Source organism: Diaphorobacter sp. JS3051 (genome assembly GCF_015832135.1).
Lineage (GTDB): Bacteria > Pseudomonadota > Gammaproteobacteria > Burkholderiales > Burkholderiaceae_C > Diaphorobacter > Diaphorobacter nitroreducens.
The window spans coordinates 39,137-58,395 of record NZ_CP065406.1 but is presented as its reverse complement, the minus strand read 5'-3'; the positions used below and the strand labels follow the sequence as shown (position 1 = coordinate 58,395).

The 19,259-nt window shown below is 62.2% G+C and carries 20 protein-coding genes and 3 pseudogenes; 11 read left to right on the top strand and 12 right to left on the bottom strand.

Annotated elements, in window-relative coordinates; genetic code table 11:
* The first annotated feature begins 831 nt into the window (after positions 1–831).
* Positions 832–1,929 carry a nucleoid-associated protein gene (locus tag I3K84_RS00325; protein WP_041715873.1) on the top strand — a complete coding sequence of 366 codons (1,098 nt, stop codon included), beginning with the start codon at positions 832–834 and terminating at the stop codon, positions 1,927–1,929.
* Positions 1,926–2,912: a GTP pyrophosphokinase family protein gene (locus I3K84_RS00320; RefSeq protein WP_041715874.1), complete on the top strand. Its 987-nt coding sequence runs from the start codon at positions 1,926–1,928 to the stop codon at positions 2,910–2,912. Before I3K84_RS00325 ends, I3K84_RS00320 begins: the two co-directional genes overlap by 4 nt.
* Before the next feature lie 133 nt (positions 2,913–3,045).
* Here the strand turns inward: I3K84_RS00320 and I3K84_RS00315 are convergent, their stop codons facing one another.
* Complete coding sequence (locus I3K84_RS00315; protein WP_013517165.1) at positions 3,046–3,255, bottom strand: hypothetical protein; 210 nt, start codon at positions 3,253–3,255, stop codon at positions 3,046–3,048.
* A gap of 62 nt (positions 3,256–3,317) precedes the next feature.
* A pseudogene (locus tag I3K84_RS00310) lies at positions 3,318–3,563 on the bottom strand (chromosome partitioning protein ParB); the annotation flags it as partial.
* Between the two features lie 74 nt (positions 3,564–3,637).
* Here I3K84_RS00310 and I3K84_RS00305 point away from each other — a divergent pair.
* From I3K84_RS00305 to I3K84_RS00295, 3 genes are all read left to right on the top strand, one after another.
* Positions 3,638–4,081: a transposase gene (locus I3K84_RS00305; RefSeq protein ID WP_008903080.1), complete on the top strand. Its 444-nt coding sequence runs from the start codon at positions 3,638–3,640 to the stop codon at positions 4,079–4,081.
* Entirely contained in the window at positions 4,057–4,407 is a 351-nt protein-coding gene (gene tnpB, locus I3K84_RS00300) for an IS66 family insertion sequence element accessory protein TnpB (protein ID WP_008903079.1), read from the top strand. Before I3K84_RS00305 ends, tnpB begins: the two co-directional genes overlap by 25 nt.
* Before the next feature lie 101 nt (positions 4,408–4,508).
* The gene (locus I3K84_RS00295) at positions 4,509–6,104 is read left to right on the top strand and encodes an IS66 family transposase (RefSeq protein WP_082437602.1); all 1,596 of its coding nucleotides are present in this window, start codon (positions 4,509–4,511) and stop codon (positions 6,102–6,104) included.
* Positions 6,105–6,137: 33 nt separating this feature from the next.
* Here the strand turns inward: I3K84_RS00295 and I3K84_RS00290 are convergent, their stop codons facing one another.
* From I3K84_RS00290 to I3K84_RS00280, 3 genes are all read right to left on the bottom strand, one after another.
* The gene (locus I3K84_RS00290; RefSeq protein WP_196995283.1) at positions 6,138–6,830 is read right to left on the bottom strand and encodes a UPF0149 family protein; all 693 of its coding nucleotides are present in this window, start codon (positions 6,828–6,830) and stop codon (positions 6,138–6,140) included.
* A 92-nt stretch (positions 6,831–6,922) separates the two neighbouring features.
* A complete protein-coding gene (locus I3K84_RS00285) occupies positions 6,923–8,809 on the bottom strand; it encodes a ParB/RepB/Spo0J family partition protein (RefSeq protein WP_231403376.1) in 1,887 nt (628 codons plus the stop codon).
* A gap of 65 nt (positions 8,810–8,874) precedes the next feature.
* Positions 8,875–9,705: a DUF932 domain-containing protein gene (locus I3K84_RS00280; protein WP_187576135.1), complete on the bottom strand. Its 831-nt coding sequence runs from the start codon at positions 9,703–9,705 to the stop codon at positions 8,875–8,877.
* Between the two features lie 1,020 nt (positions 9,706–10,725).
* Between I3K84_RS00280 and I3K84_RS00275 the strand changes: the two genes are divergently transcribed.
* The 3 genes from I3K84_RS00275 to I3K84_RS00265 are packed head-to-tail and all read left to right on the top strand — an operon-like array spanning position 10,726 to position 12,308.
* Entirely contained in the window at positions 10,726–10,959 is a 234-nt protein-coding gene (locus tag I3K84_RS00275) for a hypothetical protein (protein WP_013517168.1), read from the top strand.
* Positions 10,960–11,008: 49 nt separating this feature from the next.
* Positions 11,009–11,317 (top strand): helix-turn-helix domain-containing protein, encoded by a 309-nt coding sequence (locus tag I3K84_RS00270; protein ID WP_013517169.1) that lies wholly within the window; start codon positions 11,009–11,011, stop codon positions 11,315–11,317.
* Entirely contained in the window at positions 11,280–12,308 is a 1,029-nt protein-coding gene (locus I3K84_RS00265; protein WP_013517170.1) for a reverse transcriptase family protein, read from the top strand. The genes I3K84_RS00270 and I3K84_RS00265 overlap by 38 nt, the downstream gene beginning before the upstream one ends.
* A 171-nt stretch (positions 12,309–12,479) precedes the next feature.
* Here the strand turns inward: I3K84_RS00265 and I3K84_RS00260 are convergent, their stop codons facing one another.
* The 3 genes from I3K84_RS00260 to I3K84_RS00250 all read right to left on the bottom strand — a co-directional run bounded on the left by I3K84_RS00260 (position 12,480) and on the right by I3K84_RS00250 (position 14,593).
* On the bottom strand, positions 12,480–12,797 hold the full coding sequence (locus I3K84_RS00260; protein ID WP_013517171.1) for a DNA-binding protein: 318 nt from the start codon (positions 12,795–12,797) through the stop codon (positions 12,480–12,482).
* A complete protein-coding gene (locus I3K84_RS00255) occupies positions 12,794–13,123 on the bottom strand; it encodes a type II toxin-antitoxin system RelE/ParE family toxin (RefSeq protein ID WP_013517172.1) in 330 nt (109 codons plus the stop codon). Before I3K84_RS00255 ends, I3K84_RS00260 begins: the two co-directional genes overlap by 4 nt.
* A 105-nt stretch (positions 13,124–13,228) precedes the next feature.
* Positions 13,229–14,593, bottom strand: coding sequence for a site-specific integrase (locus I3K84_RS00250; RefSeq protein WP_013517173.1), 1,365 nt, complete (start codon positions 14,591–14,593; stop codon positions 13,229–13,231).
* Positions 14,594–15,252: 659 nt separating this feature from the next.
* Here I3K84_RS00250 and I3K84_RS00245 point away from each other — a divergent pair.
* From I3K84_RS00245 to I3K84_RS00235, 3 genes are all read left to right on the top strand, one after another.
* Positions 15,253–15,468 (top strand): hypothetical protein, encoded by a 216-nt coding sequence (locus I3K84_RS00245; RefSeq protein ID WP_047350547.1) that lies wholly within the window; start codon positions 15,253–15,255, stop codon positions 15,466–15,468.
* A gap of 23 nt (positions 15,469–15,491) precedes the next feature.
* Positions 15,492–15,752 (top strand): translation initiation factor IF-1, encoded by a 261-nt coding sequence (gene infA / locus I3K84_RS00240; protein ID WP_011806104.1) that lies wholly within the window; start codon positions 15,492–15,494, stop codon positions 15,750–15,752.
* Between the two features lie 76 nt (positions 15,753–15,828).
* Entirely contained in the window at positions 15,829–16,137 is a 309-nt protein-coding gene (locus I3K84_RS00235; RefSeq protein WP_196995282.1) for an RNA-binding protein, read from the top strand.
* 247 nt (positions 16,138–16,384) lie between these two features.
* On the opposite strand, the pseudogene I3K84_RS00230 reads toward I3K84_RS00235, so the two are convergent.
* The 4 genes and pseudogenes from I3K84_RS00230 to I3K84_RS00215 form a co-directional block, all read right to left on the bottom strand.
* Positions 16,385–16,875: pseudogene (locus tag I3K84_RS00230) on the bottom strand (nuclear transport factor 2 family protein).
* 3 nt (positions 16,876–16,878) lie between these two features.
* A complete protein-coding gene (locus I3K84_RS00225; RefSeq protein ID WP_196995281.1) occupies positions 16,879–17,661 on the bottom strand; it encodes an SDR family NAD(P)-dependent oxidoreductase in 783 nt (260 codons plus the stop codon).
* Between the two features lie 11 nt (positions 17,662–17,672).
* Positions 17,673–18,209: a DUF3833 domain-containing protein gene (locus I3K84_RS00220; protein ID WP_196995280.1), complete on the bottom strand. Its 537-nt coding sequence runs from the start codon at positions 18,207–18,209 to the stop codon at positions 17,673–17,675.
* A pseudogene (locus I3K84_RS00215) lies at positions 18,206–19,159 on the bottom strand (MFS transporter); the annotation flags it as partial. The gene I3K84_RS00220 and the pseudogene I3K84_RS00215, both read right to left, overlap by 4 nt.
* Positions 19,160–19,259 lie beyond the last annotated feature (100 nt).

The window sequence follows — 19,259 nt, the reverse complement described above, 5'->3', positions numbered from 1 at the left end:
CGTCCGGCGGGGGATGGGCTGGCCGCACCGCGCAGCGGTCGGAACGCAGTGGAGAACCTGGAAGCGAAAAGAATTTGTCCCGCGAGGAAGCCGCGTAGCGGCGGGGAAATTGTTTTCGCTGGAAGGTTGCGGCCATGAAGCCCAAGGCGCAGCCGCGCCACCGCCAGGATTCACAACAAGACAAGGACGCACAGGCCGCCCGCTCCCGAATGGAGACGTGGCCGACTCGGCATCCCCGCGTGACGGCTTCACTGGCTTGCGCCCTGACGCGGGCCAGGTCAATGCCCCGACGACAAGGCCAGAGCGCCCCAGCCGCAGCTCGCGGCACATGCTTGAGGCGTGGTGTGGAAGCTCCATCAGGCGAGGCCGGGAGGTGTGTCGGTGAACCGTCCTTCATGACGTACAGGCAACGAATCACCAGCGTCGAGGACGGCACGCTTTTGCACAACCCGCCGCAGCAAGCCGGGGCGTAGCCCCACAAGCCCCGCCCATCGCGGCGGGGCACTGGCCGGGCCGATCCGGCGCAGCCGGTTCGGCGGCATCGGGGGGCGCCAAGCATCGCGCGGCGGGGATAGCCCGCAGGGCTTTCCTCTGGAGGCAAGCGAAGCGCGCAGCGCCACAGGCGCGAAGGCGTGAGGGATTGAAGCCGAATGGCCGTGACGGCGAAGGCGGCACGGGGCGCAGCCCGAAAGCCCGGCGGCGCTGCGCGCCGACACGCTCACATCAGTGAAAACGTGCAGCGAACCGAGTGCCCAGAAGTTCGCTGCATAGGTTCATCGTTGTATCCTTAATGCAAATTTCGTTGCATCAAGATACTTTCAGCCAGCTCTCATGTCCTTTGAAAATCTCTCGATTGGCCGTCTGATCATCCACGAAGTCTTTGCACGAGGCGCGGACAGGGCCTTGGTTCAGCCGACTTACGGGAACCAGCTCTTGGTGCTCCCTCAAGACGCGAGGGATGCCTTGCAAGCCCGCATCACGAATGCTCTCGGGAAATCATCTCACGGTGTCGAAATGACGATCCGAGAGTCCGGGGCCGACAGCACTTGGCACAGAGCTAAAGAAATCGTCGAGGCGCAGGGCAACGATGCCCAATTCGTAAACATCTCCCAAAACATTGCCAGCAAGTTGGCGGTTGCCCAGGCCAATCGCACCATCCCTGGCGGCATCGTCGTGGTGATCGAAGGAACTTGCGGCAACCCCGCCAAGTCCTTCATGTGCGTCATCAAAGCCGAGCCCCATGGGGGCTTCACCAAGCGGCAAGCGGGCGGGCATTTGACCTTGGAATACATCAAGGAACTCATCCTCACACCCCAGGCCAAGCTCTACAAGATTGGAGCCTTCCTGCGACAAGATCCCGCAGCAGCCACACCCCAGGAGCCCACTACCGGCTGGAGAGCCTTTCTGTTTGATGACCTGATTACTCAGGGCAACAAGCTCGCTGCTGCGCAGTATTTTTATGAGTCTTTTCTGGGGTTGGAATTTCCATCCAACAGTGCATTTCAGACCAAACAGTTCCACGCACTGACCAAAGATTTCATCCGCAATGCCAATGTCGATTCGGAGAAAAAAATCGACCTCTTGAATGCTCTAACCACCTACTTGAAGACGGATCAGGCCGCCACGATTCAGGTGGACGTGTTCTCCCAAAATTATCTGGGAGACGCAGCTCTGCAAGATGCATACACGGCCTATATGGGGCAAAAGAGTTTTCCCAATACGGCCATCCATAAGGATCTCTCTGAGGTTCAAAGCCAATTGCGGCTGCGGAAACTCACATTCGGGCATGACATCAAGCTCACCGCTCCCGCAGATCAATTCGAGAACTACGTGCGAATCGAGTCCATCGACGGTGATGCCGATGAGCACGGCAACGTGCCCAAGTGGACCAAGATCACGGTGCGCGACCACATCCGAGACCAAGAGTGAACGAACAAGAAATCCTTGCGCGATGGGAAGCTGACAAGCCCTTATACAGAGCTTGGGCCAAGCTCATCGACCAGGAAATCGAAAGGCGCCTTGTATCCGCCATTGCCCCAACGCCGCTGGACTACTTCTTGAAGGTTCCCATGGTGCCTCGCCTCAAAGGCGACACCAGCTTGATTGACAAGGCCCTGTACCGCAGCAAGCCCTATAAGAATCCGTATGAGGACATTACTGACAAGGTGGGCATGCGGTACGTGGTACTGTTGACCACGCACATCAATACGTTCTGCTCGATCATCGAAAGCCGTGAGTGCGAAGCATTCTGGTCATGGTCCAAGGACAAGGACTACGAAGAGGAGCGGTTGGCCAAGCCCTTGGAGTTCTCCTATCAATCGGTTCACTACGTACTGCGCTCCAAGGCGGAGCTGTCCGTCGATGGGGTGAATCTCCCCGAGGGCCTTGCGTGTGAAGTGCAAATCCGCACGCTCTTGCAGCATGCTCATAGCGAACTAACCCACGACACGCTCTACAAGCCCAAGACCACTGCAAAACCCTCCATCAAGCGCACTGTTGCCAAGAGCATGGCATTGATCGAAGCTACAGACGAATTCTTCGAGCAAGCCATGAAGGATCTCGCCAGCGCCAGCGAGCCACAGCGGCAACTCTTGGACTACCTAAGTACGACCTACAGGAAGGGCACCGGCCTAGAGCCTGGCCAGGAGCGATCCAATCAGCTTGTGGTCGATGCCTTCATGGAGTTTCTGCCGCAGGAAACCAGTGCTCGTATCGAGGAATTCTTGACGGCCAAGAACTACATTTTTGAAAAGATCAAAGAGCAAAACGGCCAGCGACATTTCTTCAATCAACCTGCTGTACTCCTGGCGTACTTCCTCGTCGAGAAAATGCCTGCCCAGACCCGAGAGAATTGGCCTATAGACTCGGATGATCTGGCCAAAATATTCAGTGATTTGGGCGCCGCATTTTAAGGGGCGCACGGTTGCAGTGCTCAATTCTGATTCGGAGGTTGGCCTTCAACACCGGGCGCGGCCACCGCCGCGCCTGGATTTTGCATTTCACCACGCCCAGGGCGGAACGGCCTGGGCGCGGTGCTGATCGCGGTTATTCCTTCGTCTCGATGAGCCACCACACGGCGCGCGGCAAGGCGCGGCCCGTGATGGGGTGAATGTCGGTGAGGTCGGCGCGGGCCGACCAGCCCGAGGGCGGGCGGTAGCCGCGCACGTCGCCTGCGCCGTGCCAGCGGCGGGCGCGTACCGTGCCGGGCGCGTAGATCGCCGCCATGCGTGGGCGGCTGGTGGTGATGCGGGTCATGGGGGCTTCTCCTTGCAGCGAAGCGCCCCGGTCGAGGCCGGGGCGCTCGCCTTCGGCGCGGGTCAAGCGGCTAGCGCCTCGGCGGGTTCATCCGCCATTGCTTCGGCATCCTCCGGGGCGTCCTGCTCCGGGCCTGCTTCCTGCGCCACATCCTGCGGGCCTGTGGCCTTGAAGATCGCAGGCATCCAGCCCTTGCCATCGGCCAGTCGCTCGGCTTCGCTGGCAATGTCGGCCTTCTTGAGCTTCGCCAGCCGGGTGACGGATTCCGGTGCAAACGCGCCCACGGCATCCAGAATCACGGTAAGCGATCCGCCAACTACGTCTTCCCACAGAGCGTCTGAGAGGGGAAGCTACGTGTCCATGTAGAACAAGGTGGACACGTATGTCAGAGATCGATGCAGAGGTGGTGAGGCGCCTGGTCACGGGGCGCAAGAACGATGGACGTGCCGTGTACGACCCGCAGGCCAAGGCCGAGGTGGTGCGGGCGTGCCTGCAGCCGGATGTGTCGGTGGCGCGCATGGCGCTGCAATGCGGCATCAACGCCAACTTGCTGCGCCGCTGGATCACCCAGAGCATGGGCTCGGACCTGAAGGCAAGTCGTGCCAACCTGCCGACCGTGGCCATGGCCAGCACCAGTGCTTTTGTGCCGTTGCGGCTGGCGGCCCCCGAGGCATCTCCCGTCACCGCCGCTGAGGTCAAGACACGCCTGCACGCCCGACTGCCCAATGGGGTGGAGATCGACCTCAGCGATGCAGACCCGGGTGGGTTGCTGCCCGTCCTTGAACTTCTGGGGCGCCTGCCATGTTCCGGCTCGACGACACGCTGACGGTGTACCTGCACCGCCCGGCCATCGACTTCCGAATGGGCATCAACGGTTTGGCCATCCTGGTGGAGCAAGCCCTGGGCATGAACCCGTTCGCGGCGGCGGTGTATGTGTTCAGCAACCGCCAGCGCAACCGGGTGAAGATCCTGGTCTGGGAGCGCAACGGCTTCTGGTTGTTGATGAAGCGCCTGGAGCAAGACCGCTTCATCTGGCCGGACGAGGCGGTGGTGCCGACGCTGACGGTGGAACAACTGCACTGGTTGCTTGATGGCATTGATCTGGCGGTCACACAGCGACACCCACAGCGGTTCTACGAGCGCGTTGCGTGAGGCTGGTGCTGCCGAAATGAGCAATGCCACTGCTGAGAATATTTGCCGCAAAATCCCCAGCACAAGGAACCGCCTGAGCGACAAGCAGATCGAAGCAGGCGATGGTTCACATGCCCACCGCCGAAGAATTTGCAGCCTTGCAAAAGGCGCTGGCCCAGGCCACCCAGACCAGCGAATCACTCGCTGGTGAGCTGCGCATCACGCGCGCCGAGCGCGACCTGCTCAAGGAGCAGCTCAACAAATTCAAGCGCCAGTTGTTCGCCGCCAAGAGCGAGGCCAGCGCAGGCCACCAGAAGGACATGTTCTTCAACGAGGCCGAGGCGCTCGGCTCGGCAACCCAGCCGGCCCAGGAAGAAACCGAGGCCGACGACAACACTGTCGAGGTTCCCGCTCACAAACGGACCAAGCGCGGGCGCAAGCCGCTGGACCCAGCCCTGCCGCGCGAGGTGGTGCGCCACGAACTGCCCGAATCCGAGCGTGTCTGTCCTCACGACGGTGCCGTGCTGCGGGAGATTGGCGTGGAGGCCAGCGAGCAGCTCGACATCATTCCGCAACAAGTGCGCGTGATCCGCCACGAGCGGGTCAAGTACGCCTGCCCGTGCTGCGATGGCACGCTGCGCCTGGCGGCCAAGCCCGAGCAAGTCATCCCCAAGGGGCTGTTCAGCGAAGGCCTGCTGGCCTGGGTGATCACTTCCAAGTATGTGGACGGCCTGCCGCTGTACCGCCAGGCGGCCTTGCTGGGGCGCTTCGGAGGCCGCGACCTCTCGCGCAACACCATGGCCGCCAGCGTGGTGCGGGTGGGCCAGGCGGTGCAGCCCGTCATCAACCTGCTGCGCGACCGGGTGCTGGACGCCCCGCTGATCTTCGGTGACGAGACCGAGATTCAGGTGCTCAAGGAGGCCGGTCGCAGCGCCCAGTCCAAGAGCTACATGTGGGCGCAGATGACCGATGGTTCAGGCGCCAGCGGCACAGGTCCGCCCATACGCCTGTTCGCCTACTCACCCTCACGCAGCACAGAGGCGGCGCAGCTTCTGTACGTCGGTGCGCGCGAGGGCGGCGTGCTGATGACCGACGGCTACGAGGTCTACAACAAGATCGCCTTGGCGAACAAGCTCGTGCAAATCGGGTGTTGGGCACATTGCCGGCGTTACTTCAATGACGCGCTGCAGGCCTTGCCCAAAGCCAACCGGGGGGCTGAGCAATTGGCGGCCAGGTTCATCGCGCTGATCGGCAAGCTCTACCGCGTGGAGGCCCTGGCCAAAGAGCAAGGGCTGGATGCGAATGCGCTGCTGCATAGCCGCCAAGCCAACAGTGTGCCCGTGCTGCAAGAGATCCAGGCCTTGCTGCTGGCCAACGTTCATGCGGTGCTGCCAGGCAGTTTGCTGGGCAAGGCGCTGCACTACCTGTCCTCGCAGTGGGCCAAGCTGGAGCGCTTCGTCACCAGCGGCAACTACCCGATAGACAACAACGGCTGCGAGAATTCGATCCGCCCGTTTGTCATCGGAAGACGCAACTGGCTCTTCGCCGACACCGTGGCCGGCGCCAACGCGAGCGCCAACCTGTACTCGTTGCTGGAGACCTGCAAGGTCAACGGCGTTGATGGGTACCAGTACCTGCGCTCGCTGCTAGTGGCACTTCCACGGGCCAGGACCGTCGATGACTACGAGGCCTTGCTGCCCTGGCGACTGGCGCGGTGATCCACCGCCTGACAGTTCGAGGCGCGAGATGGCTCAGTGCAAATCGGCCGCAGCACCACAGCACTTCTTGAACTTCGCCCCGCTCCCACAAGGGCACGGATCATTGCGCCCCACCTTGGGCTGCATCGACTTGGCCACCTCCCGCTGATAGACAGCGAGCCGAAGTGGCAGCCAGTGAGCGTGCATGTCCAGAACAGCCGGCGGGATTTGTTGAGCCAGCTCCGATCGCATGGCCGGTGTTCGGGTGAGTTCGTCCTGATCCACGCAATAGTCGTCTTCGCCCAGCAGGGCAATGGGTCTGAACCAAACTTGCCCTTGGGGAGTGGACAGCAACGGTTGCCAGTCCTTCCAGCAAAGCCTCATCCCCTGGACAAAGCCGTACGCCCACGATTCTGCGTCGTCGTATTCACGCTCGTCACCGTCGTAGGCCATCGTTGACCAGCACGGGCTGATCTCCCGGGGGTCATCCCCCAGGCCGGCAATGATGGTGTTGAAGTGGCGCATGACCAAGCCCAGCATGTGGTTCAGCTCTTCGACGGAACCCATCGGAGGCATCATCTCCTTGGTACCCCAGATCTTGGGCAGCCATTGCTTGGGATGTACGGTCGTCGGCCCGACCGCAATGGCGTGCAAGAACCCATCGACCATGTCCATGGTCATGCCTTCTTCCGTGTCAACGCCGAACAGCAGAAAGTGGTCGAGTTCTTCGAACTCTTCCTCGGACAAGGGAGCAAATGGGTCTGTCATCAACTGAATGTGAAATGCGGCGTTGACCCAGATTCTCGCGCGTCGCAGACCGCACCACGCCGAGAGAACATTCATTGCCTCAACGGGCACCCGAGTGCAAGGGCGTGGTCAATAGAGCGCTTACGAATCACGGCCTTGGAAACGTGCTTGAAGTAGCCTTCTGCGGTCGGCTGCCACCATGCGGCCATGTCGAGGCCCACGGCCTGCGCCAGTTCTGCGCCGGGCTGGTGCGGCGTGGCACGTGGCGTCACCACGTCCACCGTGGAAGCCACGCACACGGCCAGCAGCCGCACCAGTTCGTCTTGCGGCTTCGCCAGCAGCACGGCGAACAGTTCGGCGCTGTCCTCCGGCAAGCCTTCACCGGCCACCTGTTGCAGTTCGCGCAGCGCCACGGCGGCAAGCGATTGCGGCCAGTCCGGGGCCATGCCTTCCAGTCGGTCTTGCACCGTGAGGCGCACGCCCAGCGGCAGATTGTGGCCGTAATGGCTCCCCTGCAAGACAGTCTGCACCATGCCATGCACCACGGCAGCCAGCGCCGCTTGCGGATGCCGGGCCACTTCGATTTGCAGCGCGGCGGTGCGATGGGCGCTCAACCGTTGCGCCAGCCGGTCGGACATGGCTGCGGTCTTGGGCTGACTGTCGTCGTCTCCGTCCTCGCCTTCGTCATCGTTATCGGCATCCTCGCCGCCGGAACCTTGCCGCAGCCGTTCCAGCGTGCGCAATGCCTTGGCCTCAGCCTCGCGCATCAGGCCGCGATGAATGACGGCCTCGCCATTACGGTCGATGGTGACGATGGCACCGGCTGCAGCCTTCACGTTCGAGCCGTAGCCTTGCAAACTATCTTCCAGCGCCTGCAACTGCTCGCCCAGGGCTTCGCCTTCCTCCTGCAAGGCGTCGGCCTTATCCTCGTCGTCGGCATCCATCGCCGCATCCACGGCTTCACCGATGGCCCGCATCTTCTCCTGCAGCCGCTCGATGCGCTGCGCCTCGCGCTTGGACGGCTCGCGCCGTTCCCTCGGTGCGCGCTGGAAGACGTGCAGGTCGGCATGGGTCACGCCCGGCGTGGCATCCACCCAGGCCCAGCCCTCGGCCTTCACCTCGGCGGCAATGCCCGCCAGCCGGTCTTGTGCCAGCTTGTCCAGCAGCGCGGAATCGATCAGATACACGCCCGCGTCACCTTCCGCGAACAGGTCACGGCGCACGCCACCGCCTGCGGCTTCGTAGGTATCCAGTCCCACGAATCGCACCAGCGGGTGCCGGTTCGCGTCAATCTCGCGCTCGGTGAGGCGTTCGCGCAAGTTGGACGGGTGCCGCTGCCAAGTCGGCGCATCGTAGAACGCGCTTTCCTGCGCGGCGTGGTCGTCGGTGATGGCAAGGGCCATCAATTGATCGAGTGTGACGGCATCGGCGCGATAGTCGGCCATCAGGCGCGGCGAGACGTTCGCCAGCTTCAAGCGGCGCTGCACCACCAGCGGCGTCACGCTGAAATCCGCCGCAATGTCCTCGATGGGCCGACCTTCGGCCACCAGCGCGGCGAACGCCTCGAACTGGTCTGCCGCGTGCATGGCTTCGCGCTGCACGTTCTCGGTGAGGCTGGCGGTACGGGCGGTGCCATCGGCTACCAGCAGGCAAGGCACTTCCCATTCCTTGCCGATACGGTGTTTCTTCGCCAGCAGCTTCAACGCGGCGAGGCGACGGCCACCCGCGACCACCTCGTAATGCTCGCCATCGGCGGATGCGATCACGATCAGGTTTTGCAGCAGGCCCACGCGCTGGATGCTCGCGGCCAGTTCGGGGATGGACATGCGCGGGGTCTTGCGCACGTTGCGGCCCGTGGGGCGCAGCACCAGCCGCGACAGCGGAACCAGAATCAGGTTCTTGGTCGGGTCGGCGGCTTCCAGCGGGACAGCGGCGGCGGCATTGACGGCGCGGGCTTCGGTTTGCGTAGTGGCGTTCATGGTGAATCTCCAATCGAGTGAAACAAGGGAATGGAGGGGAACCGCCCCTCCGGCGGGGGAACGGTTCAGGCTTTCAACTGGCGCAGGCCATCGGCCAGCATCCAGAGGGCGCGATTGAGGCGCACATCGGAATCAATGCCCTGCACAGGGCGGGTCTGCTGGCGGCGTCCGTTGGCGCTGCGCCCGGACAGTCCGCCCTTGGTCAAGTTCTCCTGCGTGCGGTTGAACACGCTCCACAGGTCAGGGCGGCGGTCTTCAAACCGGCGCGGCATCAGGATTTGCGATTCGGTGATGGGCGCGGGCTTGTTGTCGGTGGGGTCGTACTTGAGGGCCAGCGCGGCGCGTGCGAAGACTTCGGCCTCGCCATCGTCCAAGGTGATGCCGCGCATCAGGTCGCGGGATTCCTTCACACGCTCGAAACCGCGCAGCACCTCGAACGCGCCTTCGATGACTTGGCCCGCCACGTCGCCCTTATGGGGTACGCGCACATCGGCCACGGTGTCACCGCAGACAAGGCCATTGCTGCAAACAAAGCGGAACTGGCCCGCCAGCATCTGATAGCTGCTCGTGCCATCGTGCGAGTTCAGCAGGATGATTTCATTGGCTTCCGAGCCGTTGATCTGGCTGGCATGGCGCAGGCGCAGCATGTGTTTCGTGTGCTCGCGCTTGCCTTCATCGCGCACGCGGGTTTGCGTCACCATGAAGGGCTGAAACCCCTCCTTGCGAAGTTCGGTCAGCACCGCCGCCGTGGGGATATAGGCGTATCGCTGCGAACGGCTCTCATGCGGGGCACCCGCGAAGATGGACGGCGCTACACGGTGAATCTGGTCATCGGACAGCGGGTAGTCGCTGCGCAGCGAGGGGGAGCGGGAAGCGAAACGGGATGCGAGTTGCATGGTCTTTCTCCTGACAAAAAGAGGTTTGCTGTTCACACCGCACACCGGATTCCTAGATTCGGAGCCCAGCCTTTCGGCTGTTCGGTGCGGTCGGCACGAGGAACCCGGTTGGCCCTGTTGCCACCGTCTTTCCTGAGTTCATCGCCCGCGACGGTCAGGAGCGCGCGGACGGGGGCCGTCAAGGAGAAAAGCGCAGGGTTGGTGCGGCCCGCAGGCGCAGCCGAGGACACGGCCCTGCGCGCCTTGACGGCACACGTGCGCGGGCTACAGTCGCGGACAAGGTGATGGAGTCAGGGAAGACGGCTGGACATGGCAACGGCCCTCCCCACACGCCGACCGCACGGCAAGCGAAGCGCGCAGGCCTGAAGCTGGAAGCCGGGCCGGAGGCGTCAGCCGAGCGGAGCGAGGGAACGATGGAAGCCCGTCAGGGGCGAGACGCCGCAGGCGGCTCGATGCGCAGCACGACAGCGCGACCGGCCATCTCCCAGGTGGCCGGGGACGCCCGGACTTCGGTGTTCGACATGCACCGCCCCCTTGGGAGACAGCCCCCTTACCCCGAGCGGGGAGTCCATGCTGGCGATCCCAGCTCTTTGCCCCAAGGAACGGCGAAGACGCAAAACGTTACAAATAAGACGTACTGACAGTCAAAATTCAGTCTGAATTGTGCGTACAATGCGAAACGGCGGCACGTGATCGTGCTGCTGCGGTTCAGAAGATTTGTTGTTCCCGACCCGAAAAGGCAAAGGCTCAGTGATCAGGGCTTCAGTTGATGAAGTCCGCTACGCAGACAGTGTGCGTGGCTTGTAACGCGGCACTGTTGGCTCAGCTTACTGTGACCAGCAGGACGATCAGAACTCTCAGAGTGCGAAGACCATACGGCTTCTTGCTCAGCGAGGGGGAAGGTTGAGCCAGCAGCGTGCAACTGTGGTGGGCTTGGTTGGTGTCGAGTTGGCTCCTTTACGGCGCTGCCTTGAAACGGGGGAAGCAGGGCAATGGTGCCTTGTGTAAAGGAGGTCCTAAATGGACAAGCAAATCTTGGAAAACCACATCAATAGCCTGAAGAAGGCTTGCGATGCATGCAGAAGCCAACTCGACACTGGTGCTATGAAGGAACTGGATCGTGAAGTCTCGAAGCTAGAACAGCTTTGTGACCAACTCCAGAGCGCAACGGATGCGGAAACGCTGAAGGTGCGCACCCTCCAGGTCATCGCGGCATTCGTCAGTATCGCGACGAATATCCGAGACTGGCTGTGAGGCCGTCATGGGCACCCCAAGCCCATTCTTAGTTTTGTGAGATTCACATATGAACATCGGACAGGCTATTCAACTCGCTCGGTCCAAGCGCAAGCTCTCCCAAGCTGCGCTGGCGAAGCGGGCTGGTATCTCAGTGTCCTATCTCTCGCTACTTGAGCGTGGCCGACGCGACCCGCCTTTGTCCACTCTGCAACGGATTGCCGCTGCGCTCGTTATGCCGGTAGAGATTCTTTTCTTCTTGGGCGCGGAAGAAGGGGAACTCGGACACTTGAATAGAGACCTTGCTGGTCAACTGGCAATCACCGCATTGGAGCTTCTGAATGGACCTCTACCCGATCAAGCCGAGGTATCGGTCTAATCCCGTCAAGAGCATTGCTGCACTGGCTCGCGGCCTACGCTGGGATGCGCAATCACTGGTGGAACTGGCTGATCGAGCCAATGGCATGTGGCGCACCGTGAAGCCAAAGCCGGGATCTACCAGGCAGACATTTGACGCGATGGGGCAGCTCAAAGAGATCCATCAGCGTTTAAAGCTCAATGTCTTCTCCAAGGTGGATTTTCCAGAATACTTGCAAGGTAGCTTGAAGGGACGTGACTATGTCACAAACGCATCTATTCACAAGGGCAAGCAGATACTGATCTGCGAAGACGTGAAGGGATTCTTCCCTTCTGTGAGCGCGGCTTTTGTTGAGGACGTGTGGTGTGGCTTCTTCAGATTCTCTCCTGACGTTGCCAAGCTTCTAACGAGGCTCACCACAAAGGATGGCTATCTTCCCCAAGGGGCCATTACGAGTTCATTTTTAGCGAATCTCGTGATGTGGCGGTACGAGCCCTGGCTACATGCAAAGTTCGCTCAGCGAGGCATCACCTATTCCCGTTATGTGGATGACATGGCAATGTCATCAGCGACACATTTGGATAAGGAAACTCAGACTTGGATCATTGCCCAAGTCTATGGAATGCTTGCTCAGCACGGCTTGAAGGCGAGCCGTAAGAAACATGAGGTTTTCTCGGCTTCGCAGCCGATGATCGCGACGAAGCTGACTGTGAACCGCAAACCGTCATTGAGTCCCAAAAAACAGTCCAAAGTTCGGACGCGAGTTCGGCAATTGGAGATCGCCGCCACGAGCGGCGCGAGCACGGATGAACTCCGGGAGCTTGCGAACAAGGCCGCCCAACAGGTGGGTCAACTTGGGCGCTTTCACAAGACGCCAGCAGCAAAGCTCAAGAGTCGTATTGCAGTTGTTCGGGACAATTTGTCGCCAGAGGCTTTGTCCGTCACAACGGCACCTGCGAAGGTCAGGCTTGACACAGTTCCTCTCGTCACGGATGCCCGGCCCTGGGAATAGCGGCGGTTGCCGCGCGAATTTTTCGCAGCGGTCGCAATAGAGGAAATGCGCTGCCCCAGCAAGACGCCGCGCAGAAACACACGCAGTCGATCAGTTCAACGAGCTAAGCCGAAGGCGTCAGCGATGGAAGCCCGTCATACGAGAATCGGCGGGCGCTCCCCCCCCAGGGAATCAAGCCGCGTGCGCGGACGGCGGCAAGGCCAGGGGCTGCACCGCCAAGCGCAGGCCCATCGCCTTGAGGATGGCCGACAGGCTGCTGAGTGCAGGATTGCCCTTGGGCGACAGCGTGCGGTAAAGCTGAGTCGGATTCAGGTGCGCCTGCTCGGCCACCGCCTGCACGCCGCCCACGGCCTGCGCGAGTTGGCGCAGCACGGCCATCAGCTCGGCCTGGTCGCCATCGGCCAGGATGCCGTTGATGACTTCGAGTGCGAGCGCCGGGTCATCCCGGAACAACTCGGCCATCGCATCGTCATGGGGTCTGCTTCTCATTCGTCGCCTCTTTGTTGCCAGTCCTGCCAATACGCCACTGCCCGGGCTATGTCCGCATCCTGTGTGCGCTTGTCGCCACCGCACAGCAGCAACACCAGCCGATGGCCAGCCAGCCCGTAGTACACCCGGTAGCCCGGCCCGGCGTCGATGCGCAACTCCCACACACCATCACGGCAAAACTTGTGATCACCGAAGTTGCCTTGCTCGACGCGGGTCACGCGCCGGATGACCGCCACCTTGGCCTGCGCATCGCGCAAGCGCCGCAGCCAATCGTCGTAGACATCCTTCTGCTCGTCGACCGTCAGGTAGTGCTCGATGCGGTACATGGTATTTTCGTTTATTGACGAATTCAAGTCAAGGGACAAAGGAACTGCGGGGCGGGATGCCCGGCCTGTCGCAACAGCGCGGCGACAGGCTGGACGCCCCGCAGCTCACGCGATGGCCGTTTCCGGCGCCTTCGTTGACGGCGATCCGGCCCGCTTCGTGCCGGGCGGCACAGCGCGCGTTGGACTCTTGCGATGGCGATACGGGCGATAGTTGCCCTGGCTCGTACGGGTCTTTTCGCCATCCGCGACCGCCAGAACCGAGGCGGGCGCCGTTGGTGTCGGCGCAGCCTGGGCCTGGCCGTCGATGGCGCCCCGGCGCAGGGTGGCCACCTTCTCGGCAGCGGCCCGCACCGGGTCATCCTCTGCATGGACATACGCCATGAACTGCGTGACGGTCTTGTGCGCAGTCAGCGCCATGCCGACCTTGATGGGAATACCGGAGTTGGCAATGTCGGTCGCCGCGCGATGGCGGATGCCGTGCGTCCCGACATGCGCTACCTCTGCGCGGCCCAGGATGCGCTTCCAGCCGTTGTAGTACGTGCTGTCGGGCAATGGCTTCTTGGCATCGAAGATGGCCGGACACACGTAAGGCGAGTCGTCGATGCGAGGCGCATTGCGCAGCAACTGGTACGCCGCCTCGCTCATCGGCTTGGACATATCGCCCGTCTTGCTGTCAGGCCAGACGACTCGGCGATTCTCGAAATCAACCCAAGCCCATTCGAGCGTGCGGATTTCGGTCATCCGCGCGGAAAACTCGAATTGCAGGCGAACCGCCAGTGTCACGGTCGGATGCTCCAGCCCCTGGGCATCCGCACGGTCGAGGTACGCATAGAGTCGCGCCAGTTCCTCGTTGTTGATGTACCGCGTCTCGCCGTCCTCGCGGTACTTGGGGACGTGACGGCACGGATTGGAGCCGTCAGGCCGGTAGCCCCACACCTCGGCCATGTTGAACATCTTGCGCAGACAGGCCAGAACCCGATTGGCCGTGACGCCGATCCTCGCCTTGTCCTTCATCAGCGTGGTGATGTGCGCCCGCGTTACGTCCGGCACCTTGAGCTTGCCCAGGGCAGGCAGGATGTGGCGGTCGATGTAGCCCTGGTAGGAATCGACCGTCCGGGGCTTGTTGCGCGGCCTGGAGTATTCCTCGATGAACTGTTCGCACAACTCCTTGACCGTAGGGGCCATGCGCGCGGCCAGCTTGGCAGCGCTGGGGTCGTCGCCCTTGCGCACGTCGGCCAGCCAGTCCTGTGCGATCGACCGCGCCTGCTCGACGGTCAGTTCGCCGAACTGGCCGATCTTCGGCTTGCGGCGCTCGCCCCAGTTCGTGCGGTACTGGAGCATGAAGACCTTGCGGCCGTGGGCGGTGACTTTGCAGAGAAAGCCGGGGACAATGGTGTCCCGCAGTTCGTAGTCCTTGCCGGTGACTTCTGCCGTATCGACAGCGGATTTGGTGAGTTTGATCTTGGCCATGACGCCTCCTAGTTCGGGATCGAACGCAGGAACCAGCCAGGAGCCACGGCATCGGAATGTCTGCCGCAATCGGTCTGGTCTAGGCGTAAGGCTAAACGGGACTAGCCTCTTGGAAAACCAAGCGCAGCAAGGCTCTGCGGGTTCCAGCGTGGTTCCATGCTAGTCTCGGGACTCAATCTCAAAATCCCCCGCCGCAAGGCGTGCCGGTTCGATTCCGGCCCCGGGCACCACATACAAGGCCGCACAGTTCCCAGAACGTGCGGCCTTTCTTTTTCCTCCGAAACCCTCGATAGCGTCGTGCGCAAAGGTGCGGGGGACTGTGCAGCAATCCGGGGCCCTAAGGCGCCTGCTGGTCGGTATCGGGCACATCCTCAAGAATTAAGTTTGCTTTTTTCATTTCGGTGAGTAATAATCCACCAACGCGCTACCCACTGCTTGCTTCGATAGCGCCTGCCTGACAGCATCCTGGCTGATGCGCCTTCCGCCCGCACTTCTTGTAAAAAGTGTCGGCCGTCACTCTTCAAAGCAGCAAGCTCATCGCAGACCTTCAACCTCTTACAGGGTCTGCCCCGCCTTTCCTGCGCCGACGCGCGGCAGGTCTTTTCCCCTCTTTTCTCTCCTGGATGGTCGCCTTCGCGATTACATCCTGTCTGTTTGCAATGCTTGAAAAACAAAACGCCGAGCGCGTGGGCAACTACGTTGTCACGCCGCTGACCAAAACCACCAATGTCGGTGTTACTGCTTCGGTTTCCATACGCCGGGGAATGTACGACCGCATCTTCCGCTTTCTCCCAAGCTTCCCCTGCGATGCACAAGCAGTCCAGTACGCCATGGCGCAAGGACGTCGCATGGTGCTACACAACCAACTGGGCTGATCCTGCTATTGACGGAGGTACCCGTGGCCAAAGAAGAGTTGATTGAAATGCAGGGCAAGGTCGATGAAGTTCTGCCTGACGCCCGTTACCGCGTCACGCTTGACAACGGGCATCAGCTCATCGCGTATACCGGAGGCAAGATGCGTAAGTTCCGCATCCGCATTCTGGCCGGTGACCTGGTGACCCTGGAGATGTCTCCGTACGACCTCAACAAGGGGCGAGTGACATTTCGGCATATCGAGAACCGCACGCGCACCACCCCTCCAGCGCGCCGGCGCCATTGATTTTGGTTCCCCCACTCATTTCCTCTGGGATGCGCTTACAAGCCGTCCCTTCATTTCCCGAAAGAAAGACACTGACATGAACAACCGACTGTACGTGGGCAACTTGGCCTATTCCGTGCGTGATGAATCGCTGCACCAGCAGTTTTCCCAATTTGGTTCCGTCACCTCCGCCAAGGTGATGATGGAGCGCGATACAGGCCGATCCAAGGGCTTCGGCTTTGTAGAAATGGGCAGCGATTCTGAGGCTCAGGATGCCATTAACGGTCTGAACGGCCGTTCTGTCGATGGACGTGCACTGACGGTCAACGTCGCGCGTCCCATGGAAGCTCGCCCAAGTTTTGGCGGCGGCACAGACCGTGGTGGCTACCGCGGTGGCCGCTACTGATAGGGCCTTGCCGCGGCAATTGCCTTAGAGTGCTCCGGACCCACCCGTGTGAGTCCGTGTTTTGGACGCTGACCACCTCCCGCAGAGCCCTCCGCCGCGTCTTATGCCGTTGACGAGATGGTCGCCCCATCTCCTTCTTGGCCTCGAACACCCCGATGACGAAAGTCGTCGGGGTGTTCGTCTTTGTGGTGGGGAGCATCGTGGCTTCATGGACGTTCATCGGCATGAACCTCTCCCCTTTTCCACCTTAACGGTCGCTAGGGGGTGAACAGCGATGAGGATGCGGCAGGGGTGCCGCGCCAGCCTTGCGCAGCCAGCGCATCAGAGCCCCCAAAACAGGCAGTTTTTCATACAGCTCTTCAGCCGGGTCCCAGTAATCGCGGTGCAGCGTCACGCGGCCTTGGGCATCAAAATGCACCAGGGTCGCGCCGTGGATGCACTGAGGCACCTGTGCCCGCCAGCGCTTCAGGCGGAAGTGGAACTCCCATTGCAAAAAGGCCCGGTCGTCCTGCACCAGCCGCTGGGTGACAATAAAGCGCGGCTGCTCCAGGCTCTCGAACATGTGGGCAAAGATGGCACGGATGGCGGGCACGCCGTGCACATCACATTGAAGGGGTCCTTGAACCGTGCGTCAAGCGCGTAGTAGTCCTCCAGTAGGGGCAACTGCGCTGGGGTTAGCTGCTCGTACAGCTGGACCAGCCGGGCGACGCAAGCGTGGGTGTCTATAGGTGGGTGCATACGTCACAGCCCGGTCATACGGTGGACCAGCGGAAAGTACCAGCGGTACGGCAGCACGCGCAGCAGCTTGAGCCACAGCGTGAAGCGGCGTGGAAAATGCAGTTCAAACGCGCCCCTCCCCCAACCACGCAACATGGCCTGGGCCGCCTGCTCCGGCGTGAGCAGCGCGGGCATGGTGAAGTCGTTCTGGCGCGTCAGGGGCGTATCGACAAAGCCGGGGTTCACCACACTCCCGCCCACGCCCTGCGGGCGCAGATCAAGGAACAGCGTCTCGGCCAGGTTGATGAGGGCCGCCTTGGTCGGTCCGTAGGCCAGGCTCTGCGGCAGGCCGCGCCAGCCGGCTACGCTGGCGACCAGGCTCAGGTGGGGCGCACGCCCGGCCTGGGCCGAAGCCAACAGGCCTGGCACCACGGCGGCGAGCACATGCAGCGCGCCCGTCAGGTTGACCTGCTGGTGGCGCAGCAGCTCGGGCAGCGCCAGCGCGTCGGCTCGCATGGGGGTGTAGTGGCCGGCGCAGTAGCACACCAGGTCCAGTGGTGACTCGGTCTGCAGGCGCGCGGCAACGTCCAGGACCGCCTGGGCATCGGTCACATCCAGCACCACTGCTTGGCTGCCAGGGTGTTCGTGCGCAAACGCCGCCAGCAGCGCCTGCTGGCGTGCCGACACGATCACCTGCGCGCCCTGTGCGTGCAATTGCGCTGCGACGGCCCGGCCAATACCGCTGGAGGCGCCCACCAGCCACACGCGCTTGCCGCGCCAGTCAGTGATGGCAGGATTCAAAGGCACAGTGCGGCTCCTTATGTCTTGGTGAACGACAGCAGTACCTCGCCCAGGGTGAGGCCGAACTTGCGCATCGTGGCCCGATTGAGCATGACTCGGTCATCGACCAGGAACATCCAGTCATCGAACTGCACTTCATACTCCTTGCCGTCCACCGGCAGGCGCAGCGTGTAGTTCCAGCGGAAGGCATTGCCCGCGGTCTGGCCCTGGGCCTCACCTACCACATCGTCAGCGGTCCCGGTGTAGCGCCCATCGGCATGTTTGGTCAGGCGCCAGATGCGGCGCTGGGTGCTGCCGTCCGAATAGGTGAAAGCCTCGTCCAGCACGCCTTGATGGCCCTCCCAGTGGCAGTCCATCACCACGGTGAAGCGGCGTACCACCTCGCCGCCTCGCTGCTGAAAAATACCGTGGGCCAGGATGCGGCCGTTGAAGTAGCGGTCCAGCTCCAGCTGTGGACGCTCCTGGGCATAGTCGGTCACCTGGGGGCTGGCACAGCCGGTCAACACGGCAGTGCCCGCGAGCAGGGCCAGCAAGGCGTGGCGGCGGGTGTTCATGGGGAAACTCCTTGGTCATGCAACGGCGGGGAGGGGTGGATCAGCAGGCGGTACAACAAACCTGCCGCCAGAAGCTTGAGGGCGCAAGGCAGCAGCGCGTAAGCCCAAGCGAGGCGCTGCAGCGCGTGGGCGTCCTGGATGCCGGGGCTGTAGCCGAGCCACTGCACCAACGGCAGCGCCGCGCCTGCGGCCAGGGCCAGATTCAGTTTGGTGGCCAGGTTCCACCACCCCAGGTACGCCCCTTCGCTGCGCCCCTGAGCCCCCTGGCGTTCCACCAAGCGCGCCAGCAAAGCCCCGGGCAAGGCCAGATCCGCCCCCAAGGCGATACCGGACAACGCACAGATCCACGCAAAGGCCGCAATCTGCCCGCTGCCCAGAAGCGTCGTCCAGCCAAAACAGGCCACCGCCAGCAGCATGCCGCCCAGCCAGGCGCGCTCCAGCGCCCAGCGGCGCACCGCGCGCAACCACCCTGGCATGGACAGCGCCCCGCTGACAAAGTACAGCACCAGAAACAAGGCAATCTGCGCCTGTGTGGCCTGCAGCCGGTCCCGGGCAAAAAACAGCATCAACGCCGCCGGAACTGCGCTGGCAATGCCGTTGCACAAAAACACCGCCAACAAGCGGCGAAAGGCTGGCTGGCGCAAGGGTTGTCAGACCGTGGCCCAGGCAAAAGCGGCAGACAAATCCCGTTGCGCAGGTGCTGCAGGGCGCGGCGCCCACCACAGGGCCAGCCACCCGGCCAGCAAGCTCAGCGCGAACACCACCAGCATGGGCCCGGCGCCCCAGGCCACCGACAACGCACTGGCCGTGACCACGCCGATCAGCCCCGGACCTTCGCGCCAGGCCACCACACGGCTGCGCTGCAGCGCGTCGCCGCCCAGACGCACGCCCCAGGCCTGGTGCGCAATCACCAACTGGCTGTGCGCCAGGCAGGTCACCAACAACCCTGTGCGCAGACAATGGGCGTAATGCAGTGGACAAAACAAATTTTGTCCTAGACAATTTCACCAATCCCCACAGTTTGTCCATGACTTTCAATACCCTCCTGAG